This is a genomic window from Herbaspirillum autotrophicum, from assembly GCF_001189915.1.
In the GTDB taxonomy this organism is placed as follows: domain Bacteria; phylum Pseudomonadota; class Gammaproteobacteria; order Burkholderiales; family Burkholderiaceae_D; genus Herbaspirillum; species Herbaspirillum autotrophicum.
On record NZ_LFLS01000025.1, the window covers coordinates 14,089 to 29,004 of the forward strand.

10 protein-coding genes are annotated in these 14,916 nt (G+C 58.1%); 7 read left to right on the top strand and 3 right to left on the bottom strand.

The window, feature by feature from the left end; translation table 11 throughout:
- Nucleotides 1-34: 34 nt before the first annotated feature.
- Nucleotides 35-4,360, bottom strand: coding sequence for a dermonecrotic toxin domain-containing protein (locus AKL27_RS18320; protein WP_050464302.1), 4,326 nt, complete (start codon nt 4,358-4,360; stop codon nt 35-37).
- A gap of 262 nt (nt 4,361-4,622) precedes the next feature.
- Between AKL27_RS18320 and tauA the strand changes: the two genes are divergently transcribed.
- From tauA to AKL27_RS18335, 3 genes are all read left to right on the top strand, one after another.
- Nucleotides 4,623-5,624, top strand: a complete 1,002-nt coding sequence (gene tauA / locus AKL27_RS18325) for a taurine ABC transporter substrate-binding protein (RefSeq protein WP_050464303.1) — start codon at nt 4,623-4,625, stop codon at nt 5,622-5,624.
- A gap of 98 nt (nt 5,625-5,722) precedes the next feature.
- The gene (locus AKL27_RS18330; RefSeq protein WP_050464359.1) at nt 5,723-6,442 is read left to right on the top strand and encodes a taurine ABC transporter ATP-binding protein; all 720 of its coding nucleotides are present in this window, start codon (nt 5,723-5,725) and stop codon (nt 6,440-6,442) included.
- On the top strand, nt 6,439-7,338 hold the full coding sequence (locus AKL27_RS18335) for an ABC transporter permease subunit (RefSeq protein ID WP_050464304.1): 900 nt from the start codon (nt 6,439-6,441) through the stop codon (nt 7,336-7,338). Before AKL27_RS18330 ends, AKL27_RS18335 begins: the two co-directional genes overlap by 4 nt.
- A gap of 64 nt (nt 7,339-7,402) precedes the next feature.
- On the opposite strand, the gene AKL27_RS18340 is transcribed toward AKL27_RS18335, so the two are convergent.
- Nucleotides 7,403-9,259 (bottom strand): ABC transporter ATP-binding protein, encoded by a 1,857-nt coding sequence (locus tag AKL27_RS18340; protein WP_050464305.1) that lies wholly within the window; start codon nt 9,257-9,259, stop codon nt 7,403-7,405.
- Between the two features lie 232 nt (nt 9,260-9,491).
- Between AKL27_RS18340 and AKL27_RS18345 the strand changes: the two genes are divergently transcribed.
- Nucleotides 9,492-11,246: an ABC transporter ATP-binding protein/permease gene (locus tag AKL27_RS18345; RefSeq protein ID WP_083439142.1), complete on the top strand. Its 1,755-nt coding sequence runs from the start codon at nt 9,492-9,494 to the stop codon at nt 11,244-11,246.
- Here the strand turns inward: AKL27_RS18345 and AKL27_RS18350 are convergent.
- The gene (locus AKL27_RS18350; RefSeq protein WP_083439143.1) at nt 11,227-12,774 is read right to left on the bottom strand and encodes an MFS transporter; all 1,548 of its coding nucleotides are present in this window, start codon (nt 12,772-12,774) and stop codon (nt 11,227-11,229) included. The two genes, AKL27_RS18345 and AKL27_RS18350, sit on opposite strands and share 20 nt — an antisense overlap.
- A 188-nt stretch (nt 12,775-12,962) precedes the next feature.
- On the opposite strand from AKL27_RS18350, the gene AKL27_RS18355 reads away from it, so the two are divergent.
- The 3 genes from AKL27_RS18355 (at nt 12,963) to AKL27_RS18365 (ending at nt 14,865) form a co-directional block, all read left to right on the top strand.
- Nucleotides 12,963-13,562, top strand: a complete 600-nt coding sequence (locus tag AKL27_RS18355) for a TetR/AcrR family transcriptional regulator (protein WP_050464306.1) — start codon at nt 12,963-12,965, stop codon at nt 13,560-13,562.
- A gap of 79 nt (nt 13,563-13,641) precedes the next feature.
- Nucleotides 13,642-14,490: a D-amino acid aminotransferase gene (locus AKL27_RS18360; RefSeq protein WP_050464307.1), complete on the top strand. Its 849-nt coding sequence runs from the start codon at nt 13,642-13,644 to the stop codon at nt 14,488-14,490.
- 102 nt (nt 14,491-14,592) lie between these two features.
- On the top strand, nt 14,593-14,865 hold the full coding sequence (locus tag AKL27_RS18365) for an HP0495 family protein (RefSeq protein WP_083439144.1): 273 nt from the start codon (nt 14,593-14,595) through the stop codon (nt 14,863-14,865).
- The last annotated feature ends 51 nt before the right edge of the window (nt 14,866-14,916 follow it).

A 14,916-nucleotide genomic window follows, 5' to 3' on the forward strand; every position in this document is an offset into this window, starting at 1 on the left:
GTCATGGCTGCCGAGGGTTAGCGGAGCGACGGCGTCACCGTCTGGTTTCATCCCACGTGTGTGCATTGCCCATGATATTGATTTGTCCCAGCGGCAAACGTGTCTCTGCCCATGCCGTGATATTGGTGCGCATGCTGGCCGGAAGGTGAAAATTCCAGGTATGTTCCTTCAGCTTGATGGCTTCGCGCAGTTGTCCCATTTCCGGCAATTGATCGCCAATTACCCGATTGAAGACATTGGGACCGGTGACGTAAGAAATATCCCGCATATACGCATAGAGCAGTTTTTCATTTGCGGTGTTCTCCGCGCGGGTTTTCTGGCGCAATTGCTCGCGCGTGAAACGCCGGGGACGCGGGTCGGCATACAGATTGCGATTCAGGGAAAAGCGCCGGTAACTTTCTTCCGAAATTGCCGTCAGGGTCGGGTTGTTTTTTTGGCTGCCGAAAATGCTGGTGTTGTACTGGATATCCATGCCCAGCAAAATATTGGAGACCGGCTCGTCAAGCGCCAGGCCGGTCGGTGTGGTCTTGATGTCGATGCTGCCGGGCGCCGTCGTCAGGGTATCGTCGCAATCCAGATAAAGTCCGCCCTCATGATGCAGCAGGCGATAGCGCAAGACGTCTGCGGCAGATGCATAGTTGGTGGCAGCGCCGCCGTTGCCGTCAATTGCCGCCATGTACTGGTGAAAATATTTGCTTTGCCTGAACTGTTGAAAGAACGTTGTATCCTCCAGCACCACTACTTGCACCGTCGGCGCCTTGTCGCGGAGCTCCCGGAGATTATTTTCGAAAGCGGCCGCATTGTGATTGGATAAATAGAGTTTCATTTGGTAGGGATTGGGACCGATGCCCGCCTTGACGGCGTTATTTTCCAGACTGGCCAGAATGCCGGCCCGCCGCGTCAGCGGTATTTCTCCGCCGACCCATACGCTGTGGATCACACGTGGAATAGGCACAGCATTTAACGGTTCGGTCAGGTGGGCGGTGAGGGGCAGCCTCAGATTGATGCCCAGCGCTTTCAACGTTGCTTCCCGATCGGCATCGCTGACGGTCCGCTTTATCACCGGGTTCAAGCGCTGCATTGCATTGTGCTTTGGAAAATACCGGGTGCCCCAGCGGCCGGCGGGATCACTGAACGCATTGTCCAGAAAGTCATAGGTCAGCCGGCGGACACCGTTGGCGATTTCAGCGGAAAAATAATCGATGCTGTCATTCGGTCCTGGAATCCGGTGAACCAGGCGTTGTACCTCGCGGTTGGGAGCAATCTCGGTGATGCGCGCGGGCAGACTTTGCCCGCCGCCACCGCCGCGCAAGGCAAGTTTTCTCCAGACGTTGCCGGCATCGGGCGCACCGTAACCAGCGGACCTGAGCTGGTTCGGATGCGCCGGATCGCGCTCGAACAGATCGCGCCAGGCGACCAAGTTATCGGCAGAATTCCAATAATAGAAAGTGCTGCCCTCAATCTCTACTGATGACATGCCGGCCGGTACATTCAAGGTGGATTGCGGAGGTGCCGGCATGGCAGACATCGGGTTCGCGATGCGGGTATCCAGATTGCCGGCGTTAGGTGAGGATGATCCGGGCAGCGGTTTCAGATCGATTGCGGAACTGTGCGGAAGGGATGGCGCACTCGTGGCATTTTGAGAATGTTGCAGACCCGAGCTTAACTGCTTGCGTGCCATCAGCCCGTCGGTCAGGGCATCACCCAGATGTTCGATGGCATTGATGAATCCGCTCAAGGCCTCTTCCTTGTCGCCGCGTTGCGCGGCCTCCTGGCTGTTGCGGAAGGAGTGGAATGCCCGGCCCAGCGAGAGGGGAACAGTGAGTTTTGCCGGCAGCAGAATGCCGGCAATATCGAGTGCCATGTTGAGATGGTCTTGCCGTGCCTGATGCTGCACTTCTGCGTTGCTGATGGTGCGGGCATCGGCATCGGCGATGATCTGTTTAACCCGGGTGCGATAGCAGGCCGCGAGGAAGTTGCCGGCAACGATGTTGTCTGTGATATCGGTGCGCGGAGTTGGCTGTTCCAGAATGTTTCTCACCTTGTCCCGGCCATCGAGTGCCACATGCTGCAACAGATAATCACGCATTGCCGGGTTGTTGATAAAGCTATCGCGCATATCCAGACGGCAGCCGAATTCGCGCAAGCGGATTCCATCCGGTGCATCGGGCGTATAGGCGACGATTTTGGCGGTGCCGGTATCCGCGTTTGCCTGACCTGCGCGCCAGGTCCATGCACCGTAGTTCGGTGAAAGCCGTTGTGGCGGCAGCGGCGGATTGGTAGCAAACAGCAGAATGCCGCTGAGCGTATGGCCGCCGATCTGCAATTGGCGAGCCTGTACCACCTGGCCATTGGTGACGGCGTTCCGCGACGTTAGTGCCGCATGGACCCAGTTTCTGCTTTCATCGTTGATGTCGCGGCGGATCATGGCCTCGCGTGCATCGAGCTGCAATTGCGCCGCCAGAAATTGCGCATATTGCCGTTCCCGCTCCCGGCCTTCGGCAGAGTCCTGTAAATGCGCTTGCAGCATGGCCTGATAGTGCTTGCCGATATCCAGCCAGCGCACCATGCGCGTCAGATAATCGTGCGTCAGCTGCGGCACCAGATAACCATCGCTGTCTCTGGCGGTGACCTTGTCGCGATGCGCATCGTCAAGCGGGGCAGTGTTGCCGATCGCCAGTTCGGTCAACGTGCGGGTGGTGGTCTGCAACGACATGGTAGTGGGCAGCGGCTCGGGCGGAACGTGTGCAACCAGTTCCGAAGTAATGATGCTGATGTCGTCGGGATCAAGTGACAGTTGCAGATCGTCGAGCAGTTGCTGTTGAATTCCGGCTTTGGCGTATTGATGCAGAAAGGCCGGATCCAGATATTGCCTCATCGGCGGCAAGCCGCTGGCCTGCATTTTCTGCAAAACGAGTTGATATTGCTTTAATTCCTGAAGCCATTTGGTGCGGTCCTGCGGCGAGGCATTTTTCAGAAATTGTCTGGCCAGCAGTTGCTGACGTGTTTCTTGAATGCCGGTCGTATCGAAAGCCGGCCCTAAATCTGTCGCTGTCTTGAGCAAGGCCTCAGGTGTGCATCGTTGTCTGCGTGCAGTATCGAAGGCGTCGGTAATGTCGAGGTCCAGCTGTTCCAGCAGTGATTGAATACGATCAGCAGCGACCGGTGTGTCGATGATGTGGTATTGGAACGGCGTGGCATGGCTCACGCGGTCCTGCCGGGCGACATGACGCAGCAGCAGGGCGCGTTGTGCGGGATCATCCAGCCATCGCTGCAAGGTTTCCGTGTACTGGGCGGATGAAGCAAATTCCATCAGGCCTTGTCCCGGAATGGACAGCAACACCGGGCCGGGTGTGGCATCGGGAGGTTCACTGGCGCTGCCGGTAAGCAGGAATATGCCGGCCAATGGAATTGCTGTCGGTGCAGTATCGCTCTGCATGGCCACGGAAAAAATACCGAGACCGTTTTGGCGTGAGGCCGGATTGTCGGCGGCGTAAGCACGCCTGATCAATTGTTCGCCGGCGGTGCTCAGGGTATTGTCGCCGACACGCAGTGTTGCTTCAGCCAGCCGTTGCTGCTGGTAGGCCGATACCAACTGTGCCTGAGGTGTCTGACGGGAGGCGCTGGTGGCATCGGGCTGGCGCCAGAAATCCCTGTATTTCTTTTGATAAGTCGCGCGGCTGTTGTCGGCGACGTGTTGCAGAATGGCGGAAAAGGCCGGGACGCCTGACTCCGTATCCATACCCGCAACGACCTCGGCAGGGTTGTTGACGGCGTTGCCTGCGGCATGGAAGAAACCGGTCTGTGGCGCGTTGTATTGCGGCGCGTGACCGCTGCTGATGGCGTTCTGCAGCGCCTGCCGGAGTGTCGTTGACGAAGTTGGCCGGCGTTGCGGAACCGCGTCGTCCCCCGGTAATTCAACAATTTCATTCACATAGGTGGTGACGTAAATACCGTCGAGGTCGATCGGCAGCACGAGTGCGGGAAACGCGGCATTGAGCGCCGAGCGGAAGGTGGCGGCGGTGACGGTGTGGAAGTCTGGCTGTCGTTGCAGCAGATGTCTGATCTGCGTATCTGCCGTGAATAATTGCACCGTCAGGCTGGATTCCGAAAGCGCTCCGGAACGGTCGCCGGTGATGGTGAATGGATGAATGCCGTTGCTGCCCGGGCTATACATGGCGTTGGCAAAGCTCGCGGCGACGGCGCGTTTTTGAGGGCGCGATATCGTGTTCTGGGTAATGCCGTTGTGCTCGATTGCCTGATCGCTGTCGCGTGGCGTGGTATGTCCTGGTGAGACCGGAACAACGTCGATGCGATTGCTCAGGCGGGTATCTGCGCGGTCGATGCTGCTGATGCTCATGAGTACTCCTTGGTGAGGAAGACGTTTTGCGCATGTTCTGACAGGCAAGCCGGAGTGAAACAAATGGATGAAGTTTCCAAAATGCAACTTCATGGTAATCATGGAAATGTCGCCGAGCGTAACTATCGGTTCAGGCAAAAACGGTCTTGGAGGAATACACCGGATCTCGTGCGCAGCGCATATGGATAGCTGAAAACATTCGTATCAGGGCTGCCAGGCCGCTTCTATACTGGCCCGATCATCCATTTCCTGTACGTATTCCATGAAAAACATATTGCGCGCAGCGGTCTTTTTTACATCGGCATTGGCAGTGTTGTCGGGCGCATTTGCGCAGAGCAAGGAAGTCGTCATTGCCTATCAGGACATGGTGGTGCCATGGCGTTACGCGCAAGATACGCAGCAGTTGGAACAAAAGACCGGATACAAGATTACTTATCGCAAACTGGCCAGCGGTGCCGACGTGATCCGTGCGCTGGCATCGGGCGCCGTGCAGATCGGCGAAGCCGGATCAGCGCCGATTGCATCGGGTTTGTCGCAGGGGCTGGATATCCAGTTGTTCTGGATTCTCGATAACATCAATGACGCGGAAGCGCTGGTGGCGCGTAACGGCAGCGGCGTCAAGTCGTTGGCAGACCTGAACGGCAAACGTGTCGCGGTGCCGTTTGTGTCGACCTCGCATTTCCATACGCTGCTGGCGCTGGAGCATGCCGGTATTGATCCGCGCAGCGTCAAGGTGGTCAACATGCGACCGCCCGAAATTGCGGCGGCATGGGAACGCGGCGATATCGACGCGACATTTATCTGGGACCCGGTACTGGCGCGCGTCAAGAAAAGTGGCCGGGTACTGACGACCTCAGGCCAGATCGCACAGCAAACCGGCAAGGCGACGTTCGACGGGATCGTCGTCAGCAAATCATTCGCGGCACAACATGATGTTTTCCTGACCGAGCTGGTCAAGGTGCTGGCCGCCAGCGATGACAATTATCGCCGCAACAAAGCGGCATGGAACGCCGATTCGGCGCAGGTGAAGTCGGTGGCGAAACTGTCCGGCGCGGAAGCCGCAGAAGTGCCGGCAAGTCTGGCGCTGTACGAATTCCCGACACTGGCGCAGCAAGCGTCGCCTCAGTGGCTGGGCGGCGGTGCGGCAAAGTCGCTGGCGGCCACCGCAGCGTTCCTGAAAACTCAGGGCACGATTCAACAAGTCCTGCCGGATTATTCCGTGGGAGTAAATGCCGCATGGGTACGCAAAGCAGCAGCACATTGAATACGCTCGCGGCTGCGGCCGTGACACCGACCGCTGTTGCCGGCGGCCGGCTCGACATCAGCCGCTTGTCGGTACGGTTTGCCGGCGCTGCCGGCGATATGCCGGCATTGGCCGATGTCAATCTGGCGATTGCGCCGGGCGAATTCGTTGTCGCGCTGGGACCATCCGGGTGCGGCAAGACTACCTTGCTGAATTGTCTGGCCGGGTTTATCCGGCCATCGACCGGCGCCGCCTCGCTGGATCAGCAAGCGATCAACGGTCCGGGTCCGGAACGGGGCGTGGTGTTTCAGCGCCATGCCTTGATGCCGTGGCTCAATGTGATCGACAACGTGGCGCTCGGTTTGCGGTTTCGCGGCAGCAACCGCAGCGAACGCTATCGGGTGGCGCAACAGCAATTGCAATTGCTGGGGCTGGAAGCGTATGCGCAGGCGCCGGTGCATCAGTTGTCGGGTGGCATGCAGCAACGGGTCGGGATTGCCCGCGCGCTGGCCAATGATCCGCGCGTGTTGTTGATGGATGAGCCGATGGGGGCGCTGGATGCGTTTACCCGCGAGTCGATTCAAGAGTTGCTGGTACGGGTTTGGCAGCGTACCGGGAAAACCGTATTTTTCATTACGCACAGCGTTGAAGAGGCCTTGTTTCTGGCGACCAGAGTGATCGTGATGTCCCCGCGTCCGGGCCGCATCGAACACGTTTTTGAGGTGCCGTTTTCGGTGCAATATCTGGCGCACGGCGATGCCCGCGCAGTGAAATCCTCATCCGAATTCATTGCCTGGCGCGAACGCCTGTTGCAACTGGTTCACAGGGGAAGCACATGAGTCGCGACACCACCTTGATTTCACGTTCGCTGCTCGAATCGGCGTGGCCGGATACGCTGGATTTCGTGGCCGCGACGCCGGGCTCCGCCGGGCAGCAGCTACCTGCTGCGGTAGTCCATCCACGGCCGGGCAGCGGCAAAACGCTGGGTATTACGCTGCTGACCATCGTCACGTTGATCGTGGCCTGGTGGTGGGTGACGGCGCAGGGCTGGATCAAGCCCTTGTTCTTGCCATCGCCATCGGCGGTATGGAATGCCGGTGTCCAGGCCTGGAACGGCAATGTGCAAGGTGGGCTGCCGCTGTTGCAGCATCTGGGCTGGAGCCTGTTGCGGGTGTTCGGCGCATTTTTGCTGGCAGCATTGACGGCGGTGCCGGTTGGCTTGCTGATGGGGACCAGCCGCATTGCGCGCGGCATCTTCGATCCGTTGCTCGAGTTCTACCGGCCATTGCCGCCGCTGGCCTATTTGCCGCTGATCGTGATCTGGTTCGGCATCGATGAAACCGCCAAAATCTTGCTGATCTATCTGGCCTGCTTTGCACCGATTGCAGTGGCAACCCGAGCCGGCGTCACGGGTGTATTGTCGGAACAAATCCACGCCGCGCTGTCGATGGGCGCGAGCAAATGGCAATTGATCGCGCATGTGATCTTGCCGGCGGCATTGCCGGATATCCTGACCGGGTTGCGGATTGCCATCGGTTTCGGCTGGACCACGCTGGTGGCGGCGGAAATGGTTGCCGCGACTGCCGGTGTCGGGCAACTGGTATTGAACGCGTCGAATTTTTTGCGTACCGATATTGTGCTGATGGGCATCACACTGATCGGCATCATCGCTTATCTGTTCGATCTGGCGATGCGCCGGCTGGAAGCCGTGCTGGTGCCGTGGCAGCAGCGATAAAAAAGGCCGGGATGCGTAGGCATCCCGGCCTGGTGTACTGCGACATCAAATCACGACAACCTGATCAGGCGTTGCTGAGCATTTCCGGCTCATCGCTTTCCTCGCCGAGGAAACCACCGCTCTGATGCGCCCACAGGCGGGCATACAAACCATCATGCGCCAGCAACTCGGCATGGCTGCCTTGTTCCACGATGCGTCCCTTGTCGAGCACGATCAGGCGGTCCATCGCGGCAATCGTCGACAGCCGGTGCGCAATCGCGACGACGGTCTTGCCTTCCATCAGCTTGTACAGACTGGCCTGAATGGCGGCTTCGACTTCCGAGTCGAGTGCGCTGGTGGCTTCATCGAGCAACAAGATCGGTGCATCCTTGAGCATCACGCGCGCAATGGCGATACGTTGGCGCTGGCCGCCTGACAGCTTGACGCCGCGTTCGCCGACATGCGCATCGTAACCGGTACGACCGCGCGCATCTGTCAGCGTCAGGATGAACTCATGCGCTTCGGCACGCTTGGCGGCCGCGATCATGTCGGCATCGCTGGCGTCGGGGCGACCGTACAAGATATTGTCACGCACTGAACGATGCAGCAACGAGGTATCTTGCGTCACCATGCCGACTTGCGCGCGCAAACTGTCTTGCGTGACATGGGCGATATCCTGACCATCGATCAGGATCTTGCCTTGTTCGACATCATAGAAACGCAGCAACAGATTGACGATGGTCGATTTGCCGGCACCCGAACGTCCGACCAGACCGATCTTTTCGCCGGGACGGATGTGCAGTGTCATCTGATCGATGACCGGACGCTTGCCGCCATACGCGAAACTGACGTGATCGAAATGCAGATCGCCGCGGCTAACCCGCAAGGCTTGCGCATCGGCGCGGTCATTCACATCGTGGGCGCGCGACAAGGTATTGATACCATCCTGCACGGTACCGACTTGTTCGAACAGCGACGCCATTTCCCACATCACCCAATGGGCGATACCGTTGAGGCGCAAGGCCATCGCAGTAGCGGCGGCGACAGCGCCGATTCCGAGCTGGCCCTGCGTCCACAGCCACAAAGCGATGCCGGCGGTACTCAAAATCAGCATCATGTTGAGCACATGATTGACCACTTCGAAACCGCTGACCAGACGCATCTGACGATTGACGGTGATCAGGAAGTCCTTCATCGCACTGCGTGCGTAACCGGCTTCGCGACCGGCATGCGAAAACAGTTTGACGGTAGCAATATTGGTATAGGCATCCGTAATGCGACCGGTCATCAGCGAACGTGCATCGGCCTGATTCTTGGCGACCTTCGACAAGCGCGGCACGAAATAGCGCAGCGCCGCCAGATACAACACCAGCCAGCTCAGGAATGGTGCCAGCATCCACAAATCGAACGAACCGACCACGGCCACCAGCGTGACAAAGTAAATCATCACGAACACCAGAATGTCGCCAATGATCATGCAGACGTCGCGCACTGCCAGTGCAGTTTGCATTACCTTGGCGGCGACCCGGCCGGCGAATTCGTCCTGATAGAAGCTCATGCTTTGATTCAGCATGAGGCGGTGGAAATTCCAGCGCAGCAACATCGGAAAGGCGCCGGCCAGCGTCTGATGCTTGAACAGGGTTTGCAAGGCCACCAGAATCGGACTGGCGGCAAGGATGGCGGCCAGCAGCAACAGGCTGCTGCGTTCCTGCGTCCACAACATGGACGGCTGCACATGGCCGAGCCAGTCGACAATCCGGCCCATCATGGCAAACAGAATCGCTTCGAATGCGCCGATCATTGCGGTCAGGGCCGTCATGGCAAAAATATAGCCGCGCACGCCCTTGGTACAGGTCCAGATGAATTGCATGAAGCCGCGTGGTGGCGGCAATGGTTTGTTATCGGGGTAGGGGTGAATCAGTTTTTCAAACAGGTGAAACATGCGATCTCCAGAAGATCGGCTTAATCCACGTCGGATAGACATGTGTTGGCCGACAATCATGGATTTTAACTGGTAATGGATTTTTTTGACGGCGCCGCCGGAGAATTGGGGACAGATACAACTTTCTGATCGGGTTATAGTCCAAATGAGCACTGTTGTATTTCATCCGGGACAGGCGGAATCGCGCTTGAATGCCCGGCGGCAATTGTTGGCACAACGTAGAAAGTGTTGAATGAAAGTCCAGGCCAAAAACAATACCAACTGGCGCGCCGTCTGGCGTCTGATCAAACCGTTCTGGAGTTCGGAACAAAAATGGAAAGCGTGGGGTTTGCTCACGGTCATCATTGCACTGGTGTTGGGCATGGTCTACATCAACGTGCGCATCACCAACTGGAACCGCGATCTGTACGACTCGCTGGAACAGAAAAATTTCCCGGTCTTCAAGGCGCTGCTGTGGCAGTTCACCTATCTGGCATTCACGTATATCGTGGTCGCCATCTATCGCAGTTATCTGGTGCAGTCGCTGCAATTTCGCTGGCGCGCCTGGATGACTGACAAGTATATGGCGACCTGGCTCGCCAACCAGGCTTACTACCGGATGGAACAAGGGCATATTGCCGATAACCCGGATCAGCGGATTGCCGAAGATTTGCGGGCGCTCACTTTCAACGCCCTGAGTCTGGTGCTGGGGTTCATTTCCAGCGCCGTCACGCTGGTGTCGTTCGTGGGCATCCTGTGGACCGTGAGCGGACCGGTGGCGTTTGCCCTGCTCGGCAAGCAATGGACGATTCCCGGTTACATGGTGTGGTTTGCGATTGCCTATGCATTCGTCGGGTCGTGGATTATCTGGTGGATCGGCAAACCGCTGGTGAAGCAGAACTTTGATCAGGAGCGCTTTGAAGCGAACTACCGTTTCGGTCTGATACGCGTGCGTGAACATGCCGAAGGCATCGCGTTCTATCGCGGTGAAGCGCAGGAACGCCGGCAACTGGGTACGCGCTTCGAAGATATCCGGCGCAACTGGTGGGACATCATGCACACCACCAAGCGACTCAATATTGCCGTCAATTTCTACGGTCAGTTTTCCATCATCTTTCCATTGCTGGTCAGTTCGCCGCGTTATTTCGCCGGCGTCATTTCACTCGGTGTCGTGATGCAGATTGCCAGTGCTTTCGGGCAAGTACAGGATGCCTTGTCGTGGTTTATCAATGCCTTTACCACGCTGGCAGACTGGAAGGCCAGCATCAACCGGCTGGCCGGTTTCAATCAGGCGGTGGAGCAGGCACAGCGGCAACCGAGCGACATCGTGGTGGAACGCGATAATGTCAGTGCCATGCAGATTGAAAAACTGGATCTGGCGCTGCCCGATGGCAAGGTACTGACCAGCGGCCTGAGCGGCACCATCAATCGCGGTCAGCGGGTATTGGTCAGCGGGCCATCGGGTTGCGGCAAATCGACCTTGTTCCGCGCGATTGCCGGCATCTGGCCCTATGGCAGCGGCGCCATCCGTATTCCGCAAGACAGCAAACTGATGTTTGTACCGCAGCTCAGTTATTTGCCGATCGGGACCTTGCGCGCAGCGGTCGCTTATCCCTCGGATGAGAAGGCTTACACCGATGAGGCAATCGGGCACTATCTGGATTTGTGTCGTTTACCGCATCTCAAGGATTCGCTGGATACTGCGGCCAACTGGAGCAAGCGTTTGTCACCGGGCGAGCAGCAGCGGCTGGCGTTTGTGCGGGTCTTGCTGAGCCGGCCCGATGCGGTATTTCTCGATGAAGCCAGCAGCGCCATGGATGGTGAAACCGAAGACGTGTTGTACTCGCTGCTGTTGCAAGAATTGCCGGACGCCGCCGTGGTCAGCATTGCCCACCGTGAAACAGTGGCGCGCTACCATCAGGAGCGCTGGCATTTCTCGCGTGCACCGGCAGCGGCGGCAGACGAGCCGCATCCGGCAGCCTTTGTTCTCAGCACTCAGTCGCTTTGATCGTTTGCATGGCATCGTCATCGGCATCGTCCTGCGCGGTATGAGGATGGCGCAGGACGCTCAGTGAAATCAACGCACCGATCAGGGTGACCAGCGCCAGTATCAGCAACGTTGCATGATAGGCATCGGCATACACGCCGACCAGCGCGGCATGGTTCATGACCAGTCCCGGCGGCAGTTGCGTCAGGTCGCCGCTGGCTACCCGGTTGGCGAGTTCACGCAAGGCACCGGCATCAGCGGGCGCGGCCAGTCGCGTGTGCAGCGATGACCAGCTGAAGGCGCTGACGATGGCGCCGGTAATGGCGATGGCAATCGCTTCGCCGGCAACGCGCATGGTGGTGAAAATACCGGTGGCCATGCCGGCGCGTTCCTTGGGCACCACGCTGACCGACAAATCATCCATCAAGCCCCACGGCAGACCGGCACCAAGACCGATCAGCAACAGTGGCCAGATGATGGCGTTGGTCTGGGTGCCGATGTCGATGGTCGACAGCCATAACAAGCCCACTGTTGCCAGCAACAGACCGATTCCCGCCAACAGTCCGGCCGGGATTTTTTTTGCCAGCATGCTGGCGATCAATGGCACGAACATGATCGGTGCCGATAGTGGAATCATCATCAGTCCGGCACTGACTTCATCGTAGCCTTCAATACCGACAAACTGGATCGGCAGCGTGATCAGCAACACCACGTAACAAAAGGCGGTGGCGATCGGCAGCGATTGCACGCCGACAAAACGCGGATAGCGGAACAGCGACAAATCCAGCATGGGACGTGCAACCCGCAATTCAATCGTAATGAACAAGCCCAGCAATATCACGAAGCCGCCAAACAGCAAGATCACCGGGATGCTGCTCCAGCCACTTTGCGGTCCTTGCATGATGCCGCAGGTCAGCAGCAGCAGGGCCCCGGTGAAGGTCAGTGTGCCCGGCCAGTCGAGACCACCGGCATCCGGGTTGCGGGTTTCGCGCATGTGCGGCAGACCGAATATCAACACCAGTGCGCCCAGCACGACATCGGTGGCGAACACGGCGCGCCAGCCGAACCAGTCAATCAGATAGCCAGACCACAGCGGACCGAATGCCAGACCGACGCCGAAGGTAGTACCGAGCAAACTGAATGCGCGGGTACGCGCCTGACCTTCGAATTCCTGCGCCAGTGCAGCGGCACCGCCCGACATGGTGGCCGCGGCGGCGACACCTTGCACGGCCCGCAGCAGATTCAGCGTGAACAGGTTGGGCGCAAAACTCATCAGCAGCGAGGCCAGCGTGAACCAGATCACGCCGATACGGAATACGCGCTTGCGTCCCAGTTGATCCGCCAGGGCGCCGGCGGCCATGACGCAACTACCGAAGGCCAGAATGAAAATATTGACGACCCAGTTGAGGGCTACGGTACTGCCGCCGAACGCGCGCGCAATGGCGGGCGTGGCGACGGCCGGACCGGTAAAGCTGAATGGCAGCATCAGCCCTGCCAGGCAGACGGCGGCCAGCACCAGTATTTTGTCGCGTGAAGTAGGTGGGGTCATGATGAACTGCCAGCGGAAAGGTGAGCGGAAGACGCAATACGATGCATTGGTTGGCCGGACAGCAACGCCGCCGGACCGCGTAAATGAGTCATGAAATTTTAATTACGTAGTGATCGATATAGAATACTCGTTCAGGCATAATAACGTTGTCAAGGGTTTTTATAGCAATCGATATAGAAAGAATCAACATGGCAGAACGCGGACGTCCACGCAGCTTTGATCGCGAGCAAGCGCTGTTGAGCGCACAGGATCTGTTTAGTCGTCACGGTTATGAAGGCACTTCGCTGACCGATCTGACCTCGGCCATGGGAATTACGGCGCCCAGCCTGTACGCGGCGTTCGGCTGCAAGGAAGAGTTGTTCAAGGAAGTGATTCGTCACTATCAGACCAATGAAGGCAGTTTCAGCGCGGCAGCACTGAATGCCAACACCACCGCCCGGGTGGCAATCGAAAAGATGCTGAACGGCGCGGCGCAGAATCTGGGCGCTACCGGTGGCTGCCTGGTGGTAACGGCCGCGACCAAATGCGGCGCCGCCAATGAAACGGTAGATGCCTTTCTGCAAGAGAACCGGATTGCCAAAACGGAAGAAATCAAAAGCCGTCTGTTGCGCGCGGTAGAGGAGGGTGAACTGGCCGCCGGTACCGATGTCCGTGGTCTGGCCACGTTTTACGGCACGGTATTGCAGGGCATGTCGATTCAGGCGCGCGACGGTACTTCGCGCAAGGCGCTCAAGGCAGTGGCCGCCGCTGCCATGCTGGCGTGGCCGGTATCGGCGCCGCAACAGTGAGCCGACATACTTTTTTTGCATAACCACCCGACAGCGCTTGTGCCAGAATGAAATCACTCTGACAAAAGGAAAGCGCAACATGACTGAACCCATCGTTTACCTCAACGGCGAACTGACTCCGGTGTCCGAAGCCAAGGTATCCGTACTGGATCGCGGCTTCATTTTCGGTGACGGCGTCTACGAAGTGATTCCCATGTATGACCGCAAACCGTTTCGCGGTGCGCAACATCTGGCACGCCTGTTTCGCAGTCAGGCCACGATCGGTATTCCAAATCCGCATAGCGCTGACGAATGGCTGGCATTGATTGACCGCGTGGTACGCGCCAATGACTTGCGCGACCAGATGATCTATATCCAGGTCACCCGTGGGGTTGCCAAACGCGCCCATGCATTTCCGAAGGACGTGACGCCAACCGTGTTCATCATGACCAATGCCATGGTGCTGCCATCGGCAGAAGTACGCGCCGCCGGCGTGGCTTGCGTGACCATGGAAGACAAGCGCTGGCTGAATTGTCAGATCAAGGCCACGTCGCTGCTCGGCAATGTGCTGGCAGCGCAGCACGCCGCAGAAGAGGGCGTGACGGAAGCGATCCAGTTCCGCGATGGCTTCCTCAGTGAAGCATCGTCATCCAACGTCTGGGTGGTCAAGAATGGCAAATTGCTGGCGCCACCGAAGGACAACCTGATTCTGGAAGGCATCCGCTACGGCCTGATCGAAGAATTGTGCGCGGCCAAGGATATCCAGCTGGAGTCGCGTCGCATCACGCAGGAAGAGGTATTCGGTGCTGATGAATTGATGTTGTCGTCGGCCAGCAAGGAAATCCTGCCGGTGGTCACGGTAGATGGCCGCACTATCGGCAACGGCAAACCGGGACCGGTGTGGGCCAGGCTGTATGCCGCGTATCAGGAAGCCAAAGCGGCGCTCTGACAACGATGCGGATGTCTTGCCGCGCAGTAATGCGGACAAGGCATCCGGAACGAGGGCGGCGCATGGCGTAAAATGTCAGCATTCCATTCAAGGCCGCCTATCATGACTATCCCCCCAGAAGAATCCCTGATCGAATACCCGAGCGATTTCCCTATCAAAGTGGTGGGGATCAAGCATGAACAATTTGAAGACCTGATCGTGGAAATGATCGTGCAGCACGATCCGACTTTCCACAATGGCAAGCTGGAAAAACGCCCGTCGTCGCAAGGCAATTACCTTTCATTGACGGTCACGGTACGTGCTACCAGCCGTGAACAACTTGATAATCTTTATCGTGCGCTGTCTGCGCATGAAATGGTCAAGTTCGTGCTGTAATCGCCGGGCGCTGCGCAACAGCCGCAGCGCCGGTATTTCTGCCCGGGCGAC

Coding starts and splice junctions, on each gene's coding strand:
- AKL27_RS18320 (WP_050464302.1), bottom strand. CDS start 4,360: ATGAGCATCAGCAGCATCGACCGCGCAGATACCCGCCTGAGCAATCGC.
- tauA (WP_050464303.1), top strand. CDS start 4,623: ATGAAAAACATATTGCGCGCAGCGGTCTTTTTTACATCGGCATTGGCA.
- AKL27_RS18330 (WP_050464359.1), top strand. CDS start 5,723: ATGCCGGCATTGGCCGATGTCAATCTGGCGATTGCGCCGGGCGAATTC.
- AKL27_RS18335 (WP_050464304.1), top strand. CDS start 6,439: ATGAGTCGCGACACCACCTTGATTTCACGTTCGCTGCTCGAATCGGCG.
- AKL27_RS18340 (WP_050464305.1), bottom strand. CDS start 9,259: ATGTTTCACCTGTTTGAAAAACTGATTCACCCCTACCCCGATAACAAA.
- AKL27_RS18345 (WP_083439142.1), top strand. CDS start 9,492: ATGAAAGTCCAGGCCAAAAACAATACCAACTGGCGCGCCGTCTGGCGT.
- AKL27_RS18350 (WP_083439143.1), bottom strand. CDS start 12,774: ATGACCCCACCTACTTCACGCGACAAAATACTGGTGCTGGCCGCCGTC.
- AKL27_RS18355 (WP_050464306.1), top strand. CDS start 12,963: ATGGCAGAACGCGGACGTCCACGCAGCTTTGATCGCGAGCAAGCGCTG.
- AKL27_RS18360 (WP_050464307.1), top strand. CDS start 13,642: ATGACTGAACCCATCGTTTACCTCAACGGCGAACTGACTCCGGTGTCC.
- AKL27_RS18365 (WP_083439144.1), top strand. CDS start 14,593: ATGACTATCCCCCCAGAAGAATCCCTGATCGAATACCCGAGCGATTTC.